The sequence below is a fragment of the Paenibacillus sp. P22 genome, from assembly GCF_000469945.2.
GTDB lineage: Bacteria > Bacillota > Bacilli > Paenibacillales > Paenibacillaceae > Paenibacillus_O > Paenibacillus_O humicus.
Genome location: NZ_CBRA020000062.1, coordinates 1 through 18998 on the forward strand (window position 1 = coordinate 1; position 18998 = coordinate 18998).

Below are 18998 nucleotides of genomic sequence, written 5' to 3' on the forward strand. Positions count from 1 at the left end.
GAAGTGTCCGTGCCGATCTTGGCCATGCGGAGGGTGCTCAGGTCGACCGTGCGGAGCGTGCCGTCCGTTTCGGAGAAAGCGACTTTTCCGCCGTCCGGRCTTCCCCGAGCTGCTCAGCGAGCTGCGCGGCTACTTCGACCCGTCGCTAGGCACGGCTGCTCCAGGCGTGCGCGCCGTTCCCGGCGAAGGGCTCGACATTCCGATCTGGCTGCTCGGATCCAGCGGCTTCAGCGCCCAGCTGGCCGGAGAGCTCGGCCTGCCGTTCTCGTTCGCCAGTCACTTCGCTCCGGATTATCTGATCCCGGCGCTCCATTTGTACCGCAGCAGCTTCAAGCCGTCCCGCCACCTGGACAAGCCGTATGCCATGGTAGCCATCAATATCGTCGCCGCGGATTCCGAAGCCCAGGCGGCTTATCTGGCCACCTCCCAGCAGCAGCAGTTCCTGAACATCGTGCGCGGACGCACCGGGATGCTGAAGCCTCCCGTCGACAGCATGGACGGACTGTGGTCGGAGCAGGAGAAGGCGGTTCTCGCCAGCACGCTCCGGTACTCGATCGTCGGCACGAAGGAGACGATCAAAACCCGTCTGCCGGAGATTCAGCAAGAGACCGGAGCGGATGAATTCATCATTGCCGGCCAGATCTACGATCAGGAGGCCAGGCTGAAATCGTACCGGATCGCAGCCGAAGCCGTGAACGAACGGAATGGCTGAATGGAAAAAACCGGTGTATCCAGAGCTTCTTCAGCTTGGATATACCGGTCTTTTTTATTGATAGCGTTTGTAAGAAACTGTATACTATAGAATGCCGCTCCAGTTGTTTTTACTACTGAAGCATGTACATATCGGATCGATTCATTTCACCCCATATATTGATCAAAGAGAGGGGCCCTGCAGGTACGATGTCCATACGTGTATTGGTTGTCGATCCCTATCAGCTGGTCCGCAGAGGACTCACTTCCATCCTGTCCGGCGAAGAATCCATCGAAGTCATCGGCGAAGCCTCCGACCGCAAGGAAGCGCTTGCTCATATCCAGAGCCTGCAGCCGGATCTTTGCATCATGAACAACCGCATCAATCAGCAGAGCGGCCTGGACGTCATCGGCAAGCTCAAGCAGGCCGGGGCGGGATGCCGATTCATGTACCTCACCTCGTCCATGAGGCCGGCCGAGCTCCAGCAGGCGCTCGACCTCGGCATCGAGGGTCTGGTGCTCAAGGAAGCGCTCCCGGAAGAGCTGATTCACGCGGTTCGGATGATCCATCGCGGCCGCAAGTATTATGACGTCGAGCTGCTGGAATCCAGACTGGCCGACAAGCCTGCCGAGAACTACCATAATCTGACGCCCAAGGAGCTTGAGGTGCTGCAGATGCTGAGCGAGGGCTTGTCCAACAAGGAGATTGCTTCGCGCCTCGTCGTTACGGAATATACGGTCAAGAAGCATGTCAGCCAGGTGCTGTCGAAGCTTGAGCTGACGGACCGCACCAAGGCTGCGCTGTTCTATCATCAGAACGCCATATTCCAGAACATCGGCTGAAGATGTTTCGAATAACCCGTCCGGTTCCGGTCGGGTTTTTCTTCTATTCTTGAAGCTGTACGGAATTCCCTCTCGGATGGTCAGATGCCTTCGAGCGGCCCCGCGATGCCTTTCCATGGCAGCAGGCTTACGAGTGCATAACCTTTGACTTCCTTCACCGGTACCTGGCCCAGCTCGGCACTGCGGCTGTCGAGGCTCTCGCCCGGATCGCGGTTGTCGCCAAGCACGAATACGCAGCCCGGCTGGACCGCCGTTTCTTCCATGTCCATCGCTTTGCCGGTCGTGTACATTTCGGGGAGGGACTTGCCGTTCACATAGACGATGCCTTCATGGATCGCCACGTGGTCCCCTTCGGTCGCGATGACCCTCTTCACAATGCTGTACCCGAGCGCCGCGCTGTCCACGATGACCACATCGCCGGCATCCGGCTTCGCGAAGTAGGTCGAGACCTTGTTGATCAGCAGAATATTGCCGTCCCCGAGCGTCGGCGCCATGGAATGCCCGTTGACACGGTCGAGCCCGATCGTATGCGTGAGCAGGAACAATCCCAGCGCGAGCAGGATGATATAGCGAATCCAGCCGATCAGCTCGGACTTTCGGGCTGGCTTGGCCGGAGCCGCCTTCTCTTCAGCCGCTTGGCTCGCAGAGGAGGCCGAGCCGCTTGATATCGATCTATCCTGTTCAAACGTCTGCTCGCTCATAGCTGCAACCTTCTTTCCTCATGTCCACTCAACGGTTACGGCTGCTCCGGGGCAGCATATACATCAACGGTCACGGAAGGCGCAGGAGGAATCGGCTCGGATATCGTGATGGCGCTGAGTTCCGCGAGCGCTCGGCTCTCCACGGACTGGATGCTCTCTGCGTAGGCCCTCTTCTGCTCCTCGCTGCTGAACTCGCGGCTGGCAACAAGCTCCCTCGATCGATTCTTGATCGCCTGGATAGCGGCCTGCTTCTGTTCGGCCGCATAAGCCTGCAAAGCCGCTTGATGCTCTTGAAGTTTCGCTTGGAGTTCTTTCTGCAAGACGATTTTCTCGGCTTCGGTATCCGTACGGATCTCATCGCGCATCTTGGCGATGACCTGGTCGGCGCTCGATTGCATCGCGAACCGCAATTTTTCCTTAAGATCCACGTCCGCGAACGATACGCCAAGCGAAGCGAAGGCCGTCACGCTTGCAGCCACAACTCCAAGCAAAACCCGGGATTTCCATTTTTTCGACGATGCGCCGGTTGAACCCCTTTGTTTTCTCATTCCGTTCTCTCCCTTCGATGTTTTTTCAGATCAAATCACAGGGATTGGCTCCAATCCCCGTGTCGACCCGCGAATGCAATTACTTGTTGATGGAGTTGGCGACGTCTTCCAGCGCTTTCAGCGCTGCAGCCGTATCCGTATCCGCAGCCGCTTTAACCAGAGCTTTGTTCTCCGCGACTTGTTGAGCGGCGTAGTCGCTCAGCGTTTTGCGAAGTCCGGCGATTTTTTGCTCGAGGTTTTTGCGCACCTCAGCGTCTGCCGTCGTTGCGCTTTGATCGATCAGAGCTTTCAGCTCGTCTTTGGCCGCTTGGATCTTGGAAGCCAGATCGCCTGTGGAGGATGCTTGGTAAGCAGCCACGTCTTTTTTGACCTGCTTCACGCTTTCCTTGCCTTGAGCGTCGAGGTCGCTGTTCAGGCTGATTTTGCCTGCTTCTTCAGCACCTTTGACCGCAAGGTTGCCCACGAAGTTGAGGCCCGTGATCAGGTTTTGCGTATCGCGGCCGATTTGGTTGTTCTTGATGTCGTTTTTAGCAGTCGTGACTTGGTTGACGTAGTCGTTTTTCTTCGAGTTGATCGTCGTCATCGAAGCGTTGGATTGCGCCTGCTGATCCGACACGATGGCTTGCTTGGAGCTGGCCGTAAGCGCCGTGAACTCGGTTGCGTATCCGCTCAGCTGGTTTTTCAGCTCGAGAGCCGCGTTAGCCGTCACCGGAACGGTAACCGTGTTCGTGAAGTTCGTTTTGTACCAGCTTTGGAATTGTCCGGAGATGTCCGTTGCTGCGAAGACGGAACCCATGCCTGCGATGAGACCTGTTGCCAGAACGCCTACTGCTACTTTGCTTTTAAGGGATTTCATTGCCATGATTGATTGTCTCCTTTAAATGGGTTTGGGTTTGTCGGGTATGAACAAGTTATGTAATCCTCCTGATCCGGCTTACGAGCCGATCAAGGACTTTCTTCCCCGGATGTCTGCCGATTCAGCCATTGATCCAGGGTCTGTTCCAATGCCTGCTCCAGACCGGTCTCGGCTTCAACCGTCCTCGCCTGGGCAGCATCCCGGAACTTCTTCTGGATGGCTCCCTCGACGCCTTGGCTTCCCCGCAGCTCGGCAGCGGCTTCATCGATCTGCCTGCTGTAGGATTCGCTTCTCGCCCGAAGGGCGTCGGAAGCTTGCTGTCCGGCCAGATCGGCAAATGCCTTCAGCTGCTCGGCGGATTGTTGCGTCTGTTCCTGGACAAGACCGGCAGCAGAGGCTCGGATCGATTCGCCGGCTGGCTCCTCCCGCCCCCAGCGAAGGGAGCCTGCCTTCTGCGAGAAGGCATCCTTGTACCAGGCTTTGAGCTGCCCTCCGGCGTCCGAGGCGCCGCTGGCTGTTCCCGAACCAATGGCCGCCGCGAGCGCCAAAGCGGCAATGCCTGCCGTCAGAACCGTGCGTTTCATATCCTCACCTCCGCTTTCAGTCTCCGGGACTATATTCCTGGTGTCTGAACTCAGTATAGGGCTTGAGAACGGCTTAATCGTCACTATTAAGGATAATTCTGGATATACCAGTAAGTTCCAAAGAAATCGAGTATATGGGGTATAGATTCTTTCTCCCCGCGAGCCCTTTTGGGGAAAAGCCGGAAGGCAACCATCTCCAATGGGAGTAGATGATCTACTCCTTTAGATCCAGATTGGAAGCAATTGGGCTCGTTTACGTTGAATGAACAGCGGTTATATAACGTTCACGACATCAAATCTGAAGGAGGCGGAAGAAATGAGCAAAAAAATCGTAGGCGTATACGACACGGAAGACGCGGCGATCAGCGCGATCGAGGATCTCAAGGCGCGTGGTGTCGACAGCGACGACATCTCCATTCTGGCGAGGGACAAGGGCGACGTAGCGGCGATCCAGGAGGAAACGGGCACGATGGCTCCCGAAGGGGTCGCGGCCGGAGCCGCAGGCGGCGGAGTGCTCGGAGGCCTTACCGGCCTGCTTGTAGGCATCGGCGCCCTGGCCATTCCCGGCATCGGCCCGATCGTCGCGGCCGGACCGATCGCTGCTGCGCTCACAGGCGCGGCCGTAGGAGCCGGAGCCGGCGGACTTGTCGGCGGCTTGATCGGCCTTGGCATTCCCGAGAATGAAGCCAACATGTACAATGAATATGTACAGGACGGCAATATTCTGGTGCTGGTCGAATCCAAAACCGAACGGGACCACGATATTTACGATTCGCTCCGTTCGACCGGCTCCATCAACGCGCCTTCTTACGAACGCGACATTCAGCCTTATAATCAAACGGCCGCAGCGTCCGAGCATGTCGGAGCGGACGGCGCCGTGCCTGCAGCCGACGTGTACCCGGACGGCGAGCCGGTCCGCAGAGCCGGCCTTGACCCCTCGCCAGGGGCAGGCCCCGGTCTCTCCGACGCCGGCCGCGACCGGGATGGACGCGTCATGGGAAGCGACCGCGATCCGGTCGACGGCAGCTACAGAGCCGGAGACGGCTATGCGGAGCCGGACCGCACGCATGACTCCCGCTACTACAGCGATGAAGAACGCCGGGACGGCCATGTGCCGCTGAACCGCGACCGCAACGGGGACGGCGACGTCACTCTGCGCGAGCGGGCGGAGAATCTGGGCGACAATGTGAAAAACCGCTTCTGAACTTATCTATAGAAAAAACATGCTGAAAACAAAAGAGGCTGTTCCGGTCCTTGGCGGACCTGGAACAGCCTCTTTCAACTTAAATAAAAAGCTTCTACGAAGCTTCCTGGGCTTCCTGGTATGCGGCCGGAGCAGCTTCGCGCTGGCGCCGCGACATCATGATGTTGAGGATGATCGCGGTCAGCGATCCCGTGACGATGCCGCTCTGCAGCAGCATGGACGCTTCCGACGGAAGCTGGCCGAACATCGCCGGCACGGTGGCGGAACCGAGGCCGACGGCGAGGCTGCATGCCACGATCATCAGATTGCCTTCCTTGCGCAGGTCGACTTCCGAGAGAATGCCCATGCCGGAAGCGGCGACGGAGCCGAACATGACGATCATGGCGCCGCCCAGCACGGCGCTGGGCACGACGGTCGTCAGCGCCGCGAGCTTCGGCAGCAGGCCGAGCAGCACCATGATGGCGCCGGCAGCGACGATGACGCTCCGCTTCTTGACCTTCGTCAGCGCAATGAGCCCGACATTTTGGGAGAAGGCCGTATAAGGGAAGGCGTTGAAGATGCCTCCCAGCATGATCGCAGCTCCCTCCGAGCGGAGGCCGTTCACGATCTGCTTCTCGTCGACCTGCTGGTCGGTCGTCTTGCCGACAGCGAGGTATACGCCGGTCGATTCCACCATGCTGACGATATTGACGAGGATCATCGTCACGACGGCGACGAGGCTCACATGCGGAGCGCCGAAGTAGAACGGCTGCGCGATGCTGAACCACGAAGCGTCCCAGACGCCGGAGAAGCTGACCATGCCCATCGCATACGCGGCTGCTGTGCCTGCGGCAAGGCCCACGAGCACCGCGATGGCTCGCATGAAGCCTTTGGCGAAGCGGCTGACGACCAGAATGACGACGAGGGTGAGCAGCGCCAGCAGCAGATTGCGCGGAGCGCCGAAGTCAGCCGCTCCTTGACCGCCGGCGGCGTTGTTCATCGCGACCGGGATGAGCGAAAGCCCGATAATCGTGACGACCGATCCGGTGACGACGGTCGGGAAGAAACGCAGCAGCTTGCCGTACAGAGGTGCGGCCAGAAGAACGAACAAGCCGGACAGGATGATGGCTCCGTATACGGTCGCAAGGCCGTATTCCTTGCCGATGACGATCATCGGCCCGACCGCCGTGAACGTGCAGCCGAGCACGACCGGGAGGCCGCTGCCGAAGAAGCGCGTTTTCATGACCTGCAAAAGAGTGGCGAGGCCGCAGGTGAACAGGTCGGCGGCGATCAGATACGCGATCTGGGTCGGCGTGAGCCCGAGCTCTCCTCCGACGACCAGAGGAACGACGACGGCGCCCGCATACATGGCGAGCACATGCTGAAGGCCGAGCGTGACGGTTTTGCGGCGGCTCAGCATCCGGCTCCGTCCATTCCGGCGGCGCCGGCCGCAGCAGGCTCGGCTTCAAGCTCGCTGACATACGTGACTCGTCCGGGCGCCATCGAGGCGATCCGGGCCAGGGAGTGCACCTCGACTCCGCGCTCCTCCAGCAGGCCGCGCCCTTCCTGGAAGCTCTTCTCGATGACGCAGCCCACGCCGCACAACCGAGCGCCAGACTGCTTGACGATATCGACGAGGCCGACAAGCGCCGCTCCGGTAGCAAGGAAATCGTCTACGATCAGGACGCGCTCTTCCGGTCCGAGATAGTTCTGGGAAATACTGACCTGATACGTCTCCTGGCGAGTGAAGGAATGGACCTGAGCCGTGTACAGGTTCTCGGTGAGCGTCACCGCTTTTTTCTTCTTGGCGTAAACGAAAGGCACTCCCAGCGCGATGCCCGCCGCCATGGCGAACTGGATGCCGCTCGCCTCGATCGTCAGCACCTTCGTAATTCCCCGGTCCGCAAAAATCCGCGCGAACTCGCGTCCGATCTCCAGCGCCAGCTCCGTATCGACCTGATGGTTCAGGAACGAGTCCACCTTAAGCACCTTGTCCGAGAGGATTTGACCTTCCCGGCGAATGCGTTCTTCCAGCTGTTTCATCGTTGTTCAGCGCCCCTTTTCCTGTTGTCCGGCCTCTTGGAAAAAACAAAAAACAGACCCCACTGAGCTGGTACCCTCAAGTGAGATCTGCCTGATAAGACAAGTCATTGATACGCCTCATGCTCGTCCGGCGCCAAGCTGCGCGCAGACGGAACCAAAAAAGGCGTTCTCACTCATAGTCGGACGATTGCATTGGTCATCCGGTAGAAACTTATGGGCCATATCCCCATGATTATACGAGTTATGAAATTGCGTTCGTTGTTATTTTGTTATCCTACACGGTTACACGAATGCTGGCAAGAGTAAAATCTGACAAGATCCGTCATGTCTCCATTCCCGCCCGGCCTCACTTCTCCTGCACCCGCATGAGCACAAGACCGCTGGCGAACAATAGGACGGAGCCGAAGTAGAAGATGAGATCCAGCGTGAAATAATCGACGAGGAATCCCCCGGCGATGACCGCCAGCCCCGAGAATGTAGAGGATGACCGCGACCGCTGTGAACAAGAGGGCTCTTGCGGACATGCTTGCGCCCTCCTTCCGGGTTGAGGAATCTTGCGTCGATCGGCCTTTTTCAACCATCTATCGGACATAGGATCCGCTATTTCGATCAATGGGCTCTTTTTCACCACCTATCGGACATACGATCCGCTATTTGTGAACAAATCCCCTTATATCGATAGCACTGAGACAAATAAGGGATCGTATGTCCGATAAACAGACCATCCATGCGGTTTATCCTAAAATAGCGAATCCTATGTCCGATAAAAAGCTCCGTCATGCCTGTTCATGCCTTTCGATGCCAACCTAGAACAAATGTGAATGGATAACTAGGGCCCCCGCTTGGTGCAACCGACTTCCTGCTTTTTGAATCCATCCATTGCTTCCCAATCGGATTCAGACCGACCGATTGCTTGTATTTCAACTCCAACCTCCTGCTTTCCTAATCCGTCAAGGTGGATTGCATTCAGCTTGAATCAGGCTGACTGCCTCCAGCTGCATTCCAACCTACCCGCTTACAACTTGGGTTCGGACCGATTGCTTTCCACTTTAGCCCGACCGTGACATCGCTCCCTTACCGCATCCCGCTATCTTCGCTCATCCAAACACTTGCCCGCCATCAACCGACGCGTACCGCCAAAATGATGCATTAAACGGGCATCCTTTCCGCCTTCACGAAATCAAATTCTTCGACTGGCATGGCTTCATCTAGCGGCATGCCCTTCCACCAATCCGGATTGCCGGTATTACCCGGGCGTCATCCCGGTCCATTTATTGAAGGCGCTGTGGAACGCGCTTGGCTCGGAGATGTGGAGCAGATAGGCTACTTCCGCAATGCTGTGCTCCTCCCGCGCCAGATAGCGGACGGCCAGCTCCTTGCGCAGCTCGCCGGCCAGCCGGTTGTAGCTTGTGCCCTCTTTCAGCCTGGCCTGGAGGCTCCTCGGACTCATGCCGAGCTCCTTTGCCGTCTCCGTCAACGATGGCAACGCCGCTCCCGGCCGCTCCAGCAAATGCCGGGAAACTCGCGCAGAAATTCGACGGCCTTCCTGCATTCCGTCGTAGACCCGCTCCACCACGGATTGGAACGCTTGGCGGAGCCTTTCATCCGCTACCAGGACAGGAAGCTCCAGCACCTCCCGTGCAAAAAGAACCTCGTTCCTGTCCATGCCGAAGCACGGAACGGTGCCGAATACTTTCGCGTAAGCCTCGAGCTCGGCGGACGGCTGATGGCGCAATACGCCGGATGGAGGGACGGTCCGGTCGAATGATCGTCACGATGGACGCTCCAGCATGGTATTACCGAACCATACGAAGGGATTCCGGCATCCATGCCATGAAAAAAGGAACGCTGGACTTCTGCGGAATCGCCCCTGTCCATACGACCCGGATCGGCGGCATGAAGGGTTCTTCTCCGGAGCGCCTGGCCGCTCTGCTCAGACGGACCGAAAACCTCGGGCGGAGATTGGGTTGACCGCCTGATTCGAAATCTTCTCATGCTTGTCAGCGCCTCCCCTGGCCGTCCTGCCTTATTCAGCGGATGACGCTCGGATTGTAAACCACCTTTTTTCTGTACAAAAACCTCGTCTCCGGTCGGCCCTAAGGCCGGCAGAGACGAGGCGCATACGTAAAAGCATTAGAACCTAGGTTCACCCCTCCGTGAGCTGAACCCGTTTGTAGAGGACAACACATCCTTAGCGGCTACCTGCTGACGAACGGATTTCCGCTCTCCCAGAATCGCCACGGATAGCCGCGGGCCTCGCCGCTGTTGTCGATGCCGATACGGGGGCCCGTCGAGATGACGCCTGGCTTCCTTCCAGCTGCGATATATAGCGGCCTGGCATACATCGGGTGTCCATAATCCGCCATCGTGATGCCGAGCGCCTTGGTCAGCTTGCCGGGACCGCTCGTCAGATCACGCCGTTTCTTGTCCGCGCCCCGCCGCTCGATCATAAGCTCGAGCCCTTCGCAAGGCTCCACCGCGCGAATCAGCACGCCCTCCGGGCTGCCAGGCTCCGCGCTGACGACGTTGAGGAGGCAATGCGTATGCATCACATGCGCATAGGCATGTCCGGGCTCGCCGAACATGACCTCCGTCCGCTTGGTCCTGCGGCCGCCAAAGCTGTGCGCCGCGCGGTCGTCCGGACCGCGATACGCCTCCGTCTCCACAATCCATCCCGCCGCCGCGCCTTCCGGCGTTTCCTTGACGAGCAGCATCCCGATCAATGCCTGCGCCAGCTCCAGCGTCGGCTGGTTGAAAAACTCCCTGCTTACCGGCTGCCAAATCATGCTCTGCGCCTCCTTGTTTTCCTCGGATAGATTATAGCATCCAAGGACTGCCTCTCGGCGCCCCAGCCGCTCATCATCTTCCTTCAAAGACAGCTCCAACGGCCTCAATCTGGCGGAAAATTGCAATTACGGGGTAGGTGAGCGGGCGAATTTCTGATACAATAACGGAAAATTCAAACCGGACGAGGGGACTTGGCATGGAATATATCAGTACGAGAGGCAAGGTAACCGGAGTCGGCTTCATCGACGCTATTCTGATGGGACTGGCGGACGACGGCGGCCTGCTGGTGCCCGCAGAGATTCCGCAGGTGTCGGCGGAGACGCTGAAGCAGTGGCAGGAGCTGAGCTATCAGGAGCTCGCCCTGGAGCTGTTCACCCTGTACATTGGAGACGAAATCCCAAGAGATGAGCTGCGCGCGCTTGTCGACGACAGCTACTCGACGTTCCGGGACGAGTCCGTCACGCCGGTCCGCAGCCTCCGCGGCGGCCTCGACGTGCTGGAGCTGTTCCATGGCCCTACCTTCGCCTTCAAGGACGTCGCTCTGCAATTCCTGGGCAACCTGTACAGCTACGTAGCCCGCCGCACAGGCTCGACGATCCATATTCTCGGCGCGACCTCCGGCGACACCGGCGCTTCCGCCATCGAAGGCGTCCGCGGCAAGGAAGGCATCCGCATCTGCATCCTCCACCCTCACGGCAAGGTCAGCAAGGTTCAAGAGCTGCAGATGACGACCGTCGACGACGCCAACGTGCTCAATCTCGCGATCGACGGCACCTTCGACGACGGCCAGCGCATCATCAAGGAGCTGTTCGCCGACGTAGAGTTCAAGCACCGCTACCATCTCCGCGCCATCAACTCCATTAATATCGCGCGCATTCTGGCGCAGACGGTCTATTACTTCTACGCCTACCTGCAGCTTGCCCGCCGCGGCGAGACCGCTCCGGTCAGCTTCAGCGTGCCGACAGGCAACTTCGGCGACATCTTCGCCGGATACCTGGCCAAGAGGATGGGCTTGCCGGTAAACAAGCTGATTCTCGCGACCAACGAGAACAACATTCTCGCCCGCTTCGTCGCCGAAGGCGTCTATCAGCCCGGAGAGTTCCGCGGCACGTACAGCCCTTCGATGGACATCCAGGTCGCAAGCAACTTCGAGCGCTACCTGTTCTATCTCTACGGCCAGGATGCGGCTTCCATCTCGCGCCTGATGGCCCGGTTCAAGGAAGAAGGAAGCCTGAGCATCCCGGCGGAGAAGCTGGCCGCGGTCCAGGCGGACTTTGCCGCTTACGCGGTAAGCAATCAGGAATGCCTGGATACGATCGCCAGCTATTATCGCGATACGGACTACCTGCTTGATCCTCATACTGCATGCGGCGTAGCGGCCGCAGACCGTCTGGCCGCTCCCGGCGAGGCGACGGTGGCGCTGTCCACGGCCCACCCGGCCAAATTCGACGAGTCGATCCGGCTCGTCGGCATCGAGCAGCCGTTCCCGCCGCAGATCGCCAAGCTGTTCGACCTGCCGCAGCATCAGCAGCTTTCCCCTGCCACGAACGAGGCGATCGCGGAGAAGCTGGCTGAGTTCTTCTGAATCCATTCAAGACCGGAGCCTCATGGCGCCGGTCTTTTTGCTGCGTGCATGACGCCGCCTCACCGTTCAGAGGGCATCGGCACGCCCTGTTTGAAGCCAGGAGGCATTCAGGCGCTGCTCCCTTCCATTTGTTCGAACTATGATGCCCTTCGAGAACTATTTCCCGCTGATTGGCGGTCCAAGGAGGATTCTCTCATGAATGAAGCTTATTCATTTCTGAAGCCGGTTCCGCTCAGCGGCGATCTCCGAAAGGATATCTATGAATTCCTTGTCCGCAGCGGCCGTGAGGATACCGCCGAGCACTGCCTGGCCGTAGGAGCGGAAGCCCGCCGATTGGCCGAAGCCGCCGGATGCAGTCCCGCCCAGGCGGAGCAGGCCGGCTGGCTGCATGATATCAGCGCCGTCTATCCCAACGACATCCGCATAGAGACAGCGAGAAGGCTGGGCCTCGACGTGCTGCCTGAAGAAAAGGCCTTCCCGATGATTGTCCACCAGAAGCTTTCCAGGCAAATGGGACATGATCTGTTCCGCATCCGCGATACGGCCGTCCTGGATGCCGCAGGCTGCCATACGACGCTTCGGGCGGGTTCCACGCCCTTGGACCAGGCCTTGTTTGTCGCGGATAAAATCAAGTGGGACCAGACGGGAGAGCCTCCCTATCTGGATCTCCTGCTGCCGGCGCTGGAGCGGTCGGTGGCGCATGCCGCGCTCGCCTATCTAACGTACATGTGGAACCAGCGGGACAGGCTGCGGGTAGTCCATCCGTGGCTGCGGGATTCCTACCTGGAATTATCCGCCGCGCTTGCATAAGCAGCCCCCGCTACAGCCATTGCCCGGGCAATAAAAAAAGCCCGCCGCCTGCTGTCGAGGCGCGGACTGCTTCTGATTGCCGGCCTGCCATGCGCTTGCCGCATGCCATTCGGCTGTCAGACCTTCGTTTATATCGTCTTGATCTCAAGCACCTCATAGCTGATCTTGCCCATGGGCGCGTCCACTTCCACCACGTCGCCTACCCGCTTGCGGAGCAAGTTCTTGCCGAGCGGACTTTCGTAGGAAATCCGGTTCTCCAGCACATCGGCTTCGGCAGGAGATACGATCCGGTATTCCACGTTCTCGTCGAATTCCCGGTCATGAAGGACAGCGACCGAACCCACGTTGATCGAGGAAGTATCCGTCGTGGTCGCTACGCGAGCTTTCTTCAGCATCGCCTGGATCTGAAGAATTCTCGTCTCCATGAAAGCCTGGTCGTCCTTGGCCGAGTGGTATTCGCTGTTCTCTTTGAGATCGCCGTAGCTGATCGCCGTCTTGATGCGCTGGGCGAGTTCCCTGCGACGCGGTCCTTTGAGGTCCTCCAGCTCCGCTTCGAGCTTGGCCAGACCTTCAGCCGTCAAGATGATTTCGTTATTGTCCATTCCTGATCTCTCCTTCAAGTCCTGCTCCCTCTAGTGTAGCACAAAAAGGCCTCGCGAATGCTCCGCGAGCCCGGTTGGCCATTTCCACTCCTCTCGGAGGGGGAGGACGAGAAGGAAAAAACAAGTCCAACTCCGAGCATAGGACCGGGCTTGGACTTGTTTCATGGGAAGATCACAGCTTCGATATCTCCGCATCCCGATCAGCGGAATCGAGCTTCCCGTTCGCTGCGGCGATGCCGCCGACGTCGCCCTTGATCCGGTATTTCCCACGCAGCGAGCGGTAGCCGAGCTTCCGGTTCACAGCCAGCATCGGCTCGTTCAGAGAGTCGTTGTCCGTGCGCAGATAGAGAGCCCCGGTCCGCTGAGCGAGCCGAATGGAAAGAAGTTTCAGCGCCAGGGCGATGCCGCGGCCCCGGTAGTCCCGATGCACGCAAGTATATTCATGGTACATCCCGCGCGTCTCCTCAAAGTAACGCAGGCTGCAAGCGCCCACATACCGGTCGCCGTCCAGCGCAAGAAGAACCCGTTCCGGCGCATAGCCGTCCCCGCGCAAATACCATTTCTGCCAATCCCCGAAGCCCGGAGGCGTCCCCAGAAACCCCGGGATATCCTTGAAGGTGGGAGACTCCAGCTCGTAAAGCAGCTGCTCTCTTTCCTCCTCCGGCATAGCCGCCAACGAAACGAAGCGGATGCCCTCGCTCTCGAGACGCTCGATGACGGAGAGATCCGCGTGGAACGCCGCCTCCTCCGCTTGCTTGAGCTCGAGCACCGATTGCCAGGAACGGCGCTCGATCCCGAATCCGGACTGCTCGGCGAACCGAAGCGAGCGCAGATCGTCGTCCCATACTTCGGTATAGATCTGGCCGGCCCCGATGGATGACGCCCAAGCGGCCGCCTCCGCAAGCAAGGCTTGGCCAACGCCGCGGCCTCTGAATGCCTTGGATACGACCAAGGTGTGGTACAATCCGCCCGCCTCTGTCCACGGAGCGCGCCAGGTCCACAAATAGCCGACAATGCGGCCGTCTTCATCGACCGCCGCTCTCCGGAAGCGGTCATACCCTTCCAGCAGGCCATCCTCATTCACATACAGATGTCCGTGCTCATACAGCTTGCTGTCGGCTTCCTCCAGGCTCTCCGCCGTCGTCGGCTCAGCCAGCTCCTCATTCCATACAGCGGCAATGCCCTCGTAGTCATCCGGCAAGACCAGCGGACGTATGTTGAACTCCATGCTCGAATCCCCCTTATAGCGCGGTTTCCCGCTGCTCATGAGATTCATTATGGAGTCCATCCATTTCCAGGTAAAGGTAAAAGACCGCTATATCCGCCTTTAACCGCGCGGAGCCCACAGCATGATCGATACCCCCGCCAGGCATACCGCCGCGCCAAGCCAGTCGTACAGATCCGGCGGCTTGCGGTCGACGAGCCACCCCCAAAGAACCGCCATCGCGATGAACACGCCGCCGTATGCGGCAAACACCCGGCCGAAGGACGGAAAGCCCTGCAGCGCCGGGATGACTCCGTAGGAGACGAGGAGGATGCCTCCTGCGATTCCGAACCAGAGCGGCTTGGATTCCCGCAGCCACAGCCAAACCATATAACCTCCGCCAATCTCGGCAAGTCCCGCCAGAAAGAACAGCAGCAGCGCTTTTCCCATACTTATTCACATCCTTCCGTGCAAGCCTCCCGGCTCCATGCTTTTGTCTCCGCTTATCGTATACATGGGAAAACCGGTTGTCCAGCCGCAGCAGCGGCGTACCGATCCGATGCCGGGATGCTGGAATCCTGCCGTTCCTGTCCCTGCAAATGGCGGACAGGCTGCCGCCCCGGCCTCTCAGCCTGGGGGTGCGCACAAGCGAAAAAAAGCAGCCCGCCTAAGCGGACTGCCGGTGTCTTGGAATGGCTGGGACGGCTCAGACCGCCGCCTCGCTCTTGCCGCCGTCCGAACGCAGCTGCTTGCTGCGCAGCTGGCCGCAGGCCGCATCAATGTCCGCGCCATGCTCCAGCCGCACGCTGCAGCTGACGCCGTTCTTCTTGAGCGTGTCGTAGAAGCCGTCGATCGCCTCCGGCGTGCTGCGCTGGTACTGGCTGTGCTCGTCGACCGGATTGTACGGGATCAAATTCACGTTGGCCAGCTTCATCAGCTGCGGCCGCGAGGACATCAGATCCGACAGCTCCTGTGCATGCTCCCGCAGATCGTTGACATCCTTGAGAAGGATATACTCGATCGTGATGCGGCGGCGCGTCCGGTCGAGATAATAATCGATGCTCTCCAGCAGCTTCTCGATCGGAATCGCCTTGTTGATCTTCATGATCCGCGTACGCAGCTCGTTGTTCGGCGCATGCAGCGACACGGCCAGATTGGCCTGCACGCCGCTGTCGGCGAAGTCGCGGATTTTGGCGGAAAGGCCGCTCGTCGAGACGGTGATATGCCGCGGACCGATCGCCAGCCCCTTCGGATGCTGCACGATCGCCAGGAAATTCATGAGATGGGTGTAGTTGTCGAACGGCTCGCCGATGCCCATCACGACGATATGGCTGACCCGCTGGTCCAGGCCGGCTTCGTCCAGATACAGCTGCACCCGCATGATCTGCTCTGCGATCTCGCCTGCAGTGAGGTCGCGGCTCTTCGCGAGCAGGCCGCTCGCGCAGAAGCTGCAGCCGATGTTGCAGCCGACCTGGGTCGTGACGCATACCGACAAGCCGAACTTGTGCTTCATGAGCACCGTCTCGATCAGATTGCCGTCCTGCAGACGGAACAGGAACTTGACCGTGCCGTCCACCGACTCCTGGCGCGTATGCTCCTCAAGCGTGCCGAGCCGCCAGTTGTCCTCCAGCAGCTGCACGCATTCCTTTTTCACTCCGGCTTCGGCCATTTCGCCGAATGTCCGGACGCGTCTGCGGTAGAGGCTTTCCCATACCTGCATCGCATGAAATTTGCGGTGTCCGCGTTCCCCGAGCCAAGCTTCCAGCTGCTCCTGGGTAAGTCCGTACAGCGTGTTCATCTATATTCAAACCTCTTTCTTCTTTTCAGCATCCAGGCTCGCTTTATCGTCCCATAAGCGGCCCGATATTTCAAGCCGGGACAGGCCTGGCCATGCACGCGGGCACGCGGGCCCGACGACCTGCATCCTTTCGCCGGAAAAGTCCGCTCTGAAGCTGATAATCATCGTCATTGCGCTGAAAACGAGTCTCAATTAAAAGAATTGTAACCATCTAATAATCGGAGTAATATAATAATAACTATAATTTAAATGAAAGGTCGGGATCCGTTTGGCTGATTTTCATCATCTCCAGCACGTCAAGGAGCAATCCCGGTCCAAGAAGACGTTATGGATTACGCTGCTTCTGACCTTGTTCTTCACGATCGTCGAGATCGTCGGCGGCCTCCTGTCGAACTCGCTCGCCCTGCTGTCCGACTCCGCCCATATGATCTCCGACGTCATCGCCCTGGGGCTCAGCATGACGGCCATCTACATGGCCTCCCGGCAGCCGGATGCAAGGTTCACGTTCGGCTACCTGCGCTTCGAGATCATCGCATCCTTCCTCAACGGGCTCGCGCTCGCCGTCATCTCGCTCGGCATCTTCATCGAGGGCATCCGCCGCTTCCTTCATCCGGAGCCGATCCAGTACGGCCTGATGCTCGCCATCGCCGCCATCGGCCTCGTCGTCAACCTCGTGCTGACGATCGTCCTCAGCCGCAGCATGAAGGAAGAGGACAACCTGAACGTGAAGAGCGCCCTCTGGCATTTCTTCGGCGATCTGCTGAGCTCGGTCGGCGTCATCGTCTCGGCGCTGCTCATCCTGCTGACCGGCAGAGTCTGGTTCGATCCTCTCATCAGTCTCGTCATCGGAGGCATCATCTTCATCGGCGGCGCCCGCATTACGCGCGAGGCCTATCTCGTGCTGATGGAGTCCGTGCCCCGCGAATTCGATCTGGAGGCGATCCGCGCCTCGATCCGTGAGGTCGAAGGCGTCGAGGATGTGCATGAGATGCATCTATGGGCCGTTTCGACCGATCATTATTCGCTTACGGCGCATGTTTTCGCCAATGAGAACATTCAGCCTTTCTGCATCATCCTCAATATCAACGAGACGTTGAAAGAGAAGTACGGCATCTCCCACTCGACAATTCAGATCGAGCATGCCGGCATTAATCCGCACGGGGAATACGGACGGGAATTTTTGAAAAGCCGCCGTACGCTGGCTGAAAGCCGAGTTTGAACCCAGCGCGAGTCGAATGGCACACAGGCAGATAGGCATTACTCAGGAATATTGAATAACACCTTTAATTAAGCGCCCTTGTCCGGGCGTTTTTTCATGTCCATCTGGCCGCCCACAGCTTCATTTCCTTGATGATCTGATGCAGATCCTCGCCCTTGGGAGTGAGCGTATATTCCACCGTGACGGGCACGGTCGGATAGACCTTGCGTTCCAGCACGCCCTTCTCCTCCATATGGCGAAGGGTGCTCGTAAGCGCCCGGGGGCTGACGGCCGGAATCAGGCGCTGCAGCTCGCCGAAGCGGCGGGTGCCGCAGAACAGCTCCCGCAGGACGAGGAAGGCCCATTTGCCGCCGATGACATCCAGCGTTTTTTCGATGTTGCAATCGATCGTGTCGGGGTTTTTGGGAATGTAGTTGCTGCTTGCCATGGACAAATCTCCTTTTTGAAAGCTAGTAAACCTCAGTATAGTAGATATCCTTCATATAATAAAGTGAGGATATTTTCACTACTTTCCCTGAGATAGAAACGTGCGTACAATTAGCCGTGTCAGGGCAAGCATTTGATTATAGGAGGGATTCTCTATGGATTATCGCAGGCTCGGAAGCACCGGCGCCAAGGTGAGCGAGATCAGCCTCGGCAGCTGGCTGACCTACGGCGGCTACGTGGAGCGCGAGAACGCGGTGAAGGCCATTCATGCCGCTTACGATTTGGGAATCAACTTTTTTGATACGGCCAACGTGTACGAAAGAGGAGCGGCCGAAACGCTCGTCGGCGAAACGATCAAAGCGTTCCCCCGCCACTCCTACCTGCTCGCGACGAAGGCATTCTGGCCGATGGGCGATCTGCCCAACGACCGGGGCCTCTCGCGCAAGCATCTGACGGATCAGTTCCATGCGAGCCTGAAGCGCCTCGACGTCGATTACGTGGACATCATGTACTGCCACCGCCACGATCCGGAGACGCCTCTCTATGAAACGCTGCGCACGCTGGACGATCTCGTCCGCGCAGGCAAGGTGCTGTACGTCGGAGTCAGCGAGTGGACCGCCTCCCAGATCGCGGAAGCGCATGCCATCGCCGACCGCTACCTGCTGGACCGCATCGTCGTCAACCAGCCGCAGTACAACATGTTCAACCGCTACATCGAGCCGGAGATCATTCCGTACAGCGAGCGCAGCGGAGTGGGACAAGTCGTCTTCTCACCGCTCGCCCAAGGCCTGTTGACGGGCAAGTACACTTCCGTGGACAACATCCCGGCCGACAGCCGCGCCGCCAAGCTCGAGTGGATGAAAAACGGCATTACGGAAGAGAAGATCGCCAAAGTCCAAGAGCTCGGCGCGATTGCTTCCGACCTGGACCTGACCGTCGGCCAGCTGGCGCTCGCCTGGATTTTGCGCCAGCCGAACGTAGCCAGCGCCCTCGTCGGCGCGAGCCGTCCGGAGCAGGTCGTCGAGAACGCCAAGGCTTCCGGCGTCAAGCTGACGCAGGAAATCGTCGACAAGATCGAAACCATTCTCGAAGGAAAGTAACGGCTTCCCATTCGATCAA

22 protein-coding genes and 1 riboswitch are annotated in these 18998 nt (G+C 58.8%); of the genes, 8 read left to right on the forward strand and 14 right to left on the reverse strand.

Annotated features, from left to right (window positions below; genetic code table 11):
• Both BN871_RS10075 and BN871_RS10080 read left to right on the forward strand, forming a co-directional pair.
• The coding region (locus tag BN871_RS10075; RefSeq protein WP_157060256.1) for an MsnO8 family LLM class oxidoreductase at positions 1-712 on the forward strand (712 nt) is incomplete at its 5' end.
• A gap of 188 nt (positions 713-900) precedes the next feature.
• On the forward strand, positions 901-1533 hold the full coding sequence (locus tag BN871_RS10080; RefSeq protein WP_232312947.1) for a response regulator transcription factor: 633 nt from the start codon (positions 901-903) through the stop codon (positions 1531-1533).
• Between the two features lie 80 nt (positions 1534-1613).
• Here BN871_RS10080 and lepB read toward each other — a convergent pair whose 3' ends face one another.
• From lepB to BN871_RS10100, 4 genes are all read right to left on the reverse strand, one after another.
• Positions 1614-2234, reverse strand: a complete 621-nt coding sequence (gene lepB, locus BN871_RS10085) for a signal peptidase I (protein ID WP_021881888.1) — start codon at positions 2232-2234, stop codon at positions 1614-1616.
• Between the two features lie 35 nt (positions 2235-2269).
• Positions 2270-2782 carry a hypothetical protein gene (locus BN871_RS10090; protein WP_157053976.1) on the reverse strand — a complete coding sequence of 171 codons (513 nt, stop codon included), beginning with the start codon at positions 2780-2782 and terminating at the stop codon, positions 2270-2272.
• 79 nt (positions 2783-2861) lie between these two features.
• Complete coding sequence (locus BN871_RS10095) at positions 2862-3644, reverse strand: hypothetical protein (RefSeq protein WP_048745762.1); 783 nt, start codon at positions 3642-3644, stop codon at positions 2862-2864.
• Positions 3645-3727: 83 nt separating this feature from the next.
• Complete coding sequence (locus BN871_RS10100; RefSeq protein ID WP_048745764.1) at positions 3728-4222, reverse strand: hypothetical protein; 495 nt, start codon at positions 4220-4222, stop codon at positions 3728-3730.
• 316 nt (positions 4223-4538) lie between these two features.
• Between BN871_RS10100 and BN871_RS30205 the strand changes: the two genes are divergently transcribed.
• Positions 4539-5426 (forward strand): general stress protein, encoded by an 888-nt coding sequence (locus BN871_RS30205; protein ID WP_083436360.1) that lies wholly within the window; start codon positions 4539-4541, stop codon positions 5424-5426.
• A 94-nt stretch (positions 5427-5520) separates the two neighbouring features.
• On the opposite strand, the gene BN871_RS10110 is transcribed toward BN871_RS30205, so the two are convergent.
• From BN871_RS10110 to BN871_RS10125, 4 genes are all read right to left on the reverse strand, one after another.
• Entirely contained in the window at positions 5521-6825 is a 1305-nt protein-coding gene (locus BN871_RS10110) for a nucleobase:cation symporter-2 family protein (RefSeq protein ID WP_021878711.1), read from the reverse strand.
• Positions 6819-7448: a xanthine phosphoribosyltransferase gene (locus BN871_RS10115; protein WP_021878710.1), complete on the reverse strand. Its 630-nt coding sequence runs from the start codon at positions 7446-7448 to the stop codon at positions 6819-6821. The genes BN871_RS10110 and BN871_RS10115 overlap by 7 nt, the downstream gene beginning before the upstream one ends.
• A gap of 156 nt (positions 7449-7604) precedes the next feature.
• Positions 7605-7708: riboswitch (purine riboswitch) on the reverse strand.
• A gap of 86 nt (positions 7709-7794) precedes the next feature.
• Positions 7795-8040 carry a hypothetical protein gene (locus BN871_RS28310; protein ID WP_198158031.1) on the reverse strand — a complete coding sequence of 82 codons (246 nt, stop codon included), beginning with the start codon at positions 8038-8040 and terminating at the stop codon, positions 7795-7797.
• 654 nt (positions 8041-8694) lie between these two features.
• On the reverse strand, positions 8695-9183 hold the full coding sequence (locus BN871_RS10125) for a helix-turn-helix domain-containing protein (RefSeq protein WP_021878708.1): 489 nt from the start codon (positions 9181-9183) through the stop codon (positions 8695-8697).
• Positions 9184-9212: 29 nt separating this feature from the next.
• Here BN871_RS10125 and BN871_RS28315 point away from each other — a divergent pair, with 29 nt between their 5' ends.
• Positions 9213-9419 (forward strand): NAD(P)H-dependent oxidoreductase, encoded by a 207-nt coding sequence (locus BN871_RS28315; protein WP_021878707.1) that lies wholly within the window; start codon positions 9213-9215, stop codon positions 9417-9419.
• A 227-nt stretch (positions 9420-9646) separates the two neighbouring features.
• Here BN871_RS28315 and BN871_RS10135 read toward each other — a convergent pair whose 3' ends face one another.
• The gene (locus BN871_RS10135; RefSeq protein ID WP_048745767.1) at positions 9647-10234 is read right to left on the reverse strand and encodes a DNA-3-methyladenine glycosylase; all 588 of its coding nucleotides are present in this window, start codon (positions 10232-10234) and stop codon (positions 9647-9649) included.
• A gap of 197 nt (positions 10235-10431) precedes the next feature.
• On the opposite strand from BN871_RS10135, the gene thrC reads away from it, so the two are divergent.
• A complete protein-coding gene (gene thrC, locus BN871_RS10140; protein WP_048745768.1) occupies positions 10432-11820 on the forward strand; it encodes a threonine synthase in 1389 nt (462 codons plus the stop codon).
• A 195-nt stretch (positions 11821-12015) separates the two neighbouring features.
• Entirely contained in the window at positions 12016-12630 is a 615-nt protein-coding gene (locus BN871_RS10145) for an HD domain-containing protein (RefSeq protein ID WP_048745769.1), read from the forward strand.
• Between the two features lie 128 nt (positions 12631-12758).
• On the opposite strand, the gene greA is transcribed toward BN871_RS10145, so the two are convergent.
• From greA to rlmN, 4 genes are all read right to left on the reverse strand, one after another.
• Positions 12759-13232 carry a transcription elongation factor GreA gene (greA, locus tag BN871_RS10150; RefSeq protein ID WP_048745770.1) on the reverse strand — a complete coding sequence of 158 codons (474 nt, stop codon included), beginning with the start codon at positions 13230-13232 and terminating at the stop codon, positions 12759-12761.
• A 172-nt stretch (positions 13233-13404) separates the two neighbouring features.
• Positions 13405-14460 (reverse strand): GNAT family N-acetyltransferase, encoded by a 1056-nt coding sequence (locus BN871_RS10155; protein WP_198158032.1) that lies wholly within the window; start codon positions 14458-14460, stop codon positions 13405-13407.
• A 99-nt stretch (positions 14461-14559) separates the two neighbouring features.
• Positions 14560-14886, reverse strand: coding sequence for a YnfA family protein (locus BN871_RS10160; protein WP_048745773.1), 327 nt, complete (start codon positions 14884-14886; stop codon positions 14560-14562).
• Between the two features lie 256 nt (positions 14887-15142).
• Positions 15143-16234 (reverse strand): 23S rRNA (adenine(2503)-C(2))-methyltransferase RlmN, encoded by a 1092-nt coding sequence (gene rlmN / locus BN871_RS10165; RefSeq protein ID WP_021878700.1) that lies wholly within the window; start codon positions 16232-16234, stop codon positions 15143-15145.
• 268 nt (positions 16235-16502) lie between these two features.
• On the opposite strand from rlmN, the gene BN871_RS10170 reads away from it, so the two are divergent.
• Entirely contained in the window at positions 16503-17453 is a 951-nt protein-coding gene (locus tag BN871_RS10170) for a cation diffusion facilitator family transporter (RefSeq protein WP_048745774.1), read from the forward strand.
• Positions 17454-17547: 94 nt separating this feature from the next.
• On the opposite strand, the gene BN871_RS10175 is transcribed toward BN871_RS10170, so the two are convergent.
• Positions 17548-17880 carry a helix-turn-helix domain-containing protein gene (locus BN871_RS10175; RefSeq protein WP_048745775.1) on the reverse strand — a complete coding sequence of 111 codons (333 nt, stop codon included), beginning with the start codon at positions 17878-17880 and terminating at the stop codon, positions 17548-17550.
• Positions 17881-18034: 154 nt separating this feature from the next.
• Between BN871_RS10175 and BN871_RS10180 the strand changes: the two genes are divergently transcribed.
• Positions 18035-18979 carry an aldo/keto reductase family protein gene (locus BN871_RS10180; protein WP_048745776.1) on the forward strand — a complete coding sequence of 315 codons (945 nt, stop codon included), beginning with the start codon at positions 18035-18037 and terminating at the stop codon, positions 18977-18979.
• The last annotated feature ends 19 nt before the right edge of the window (positions 18980-18998 follow it).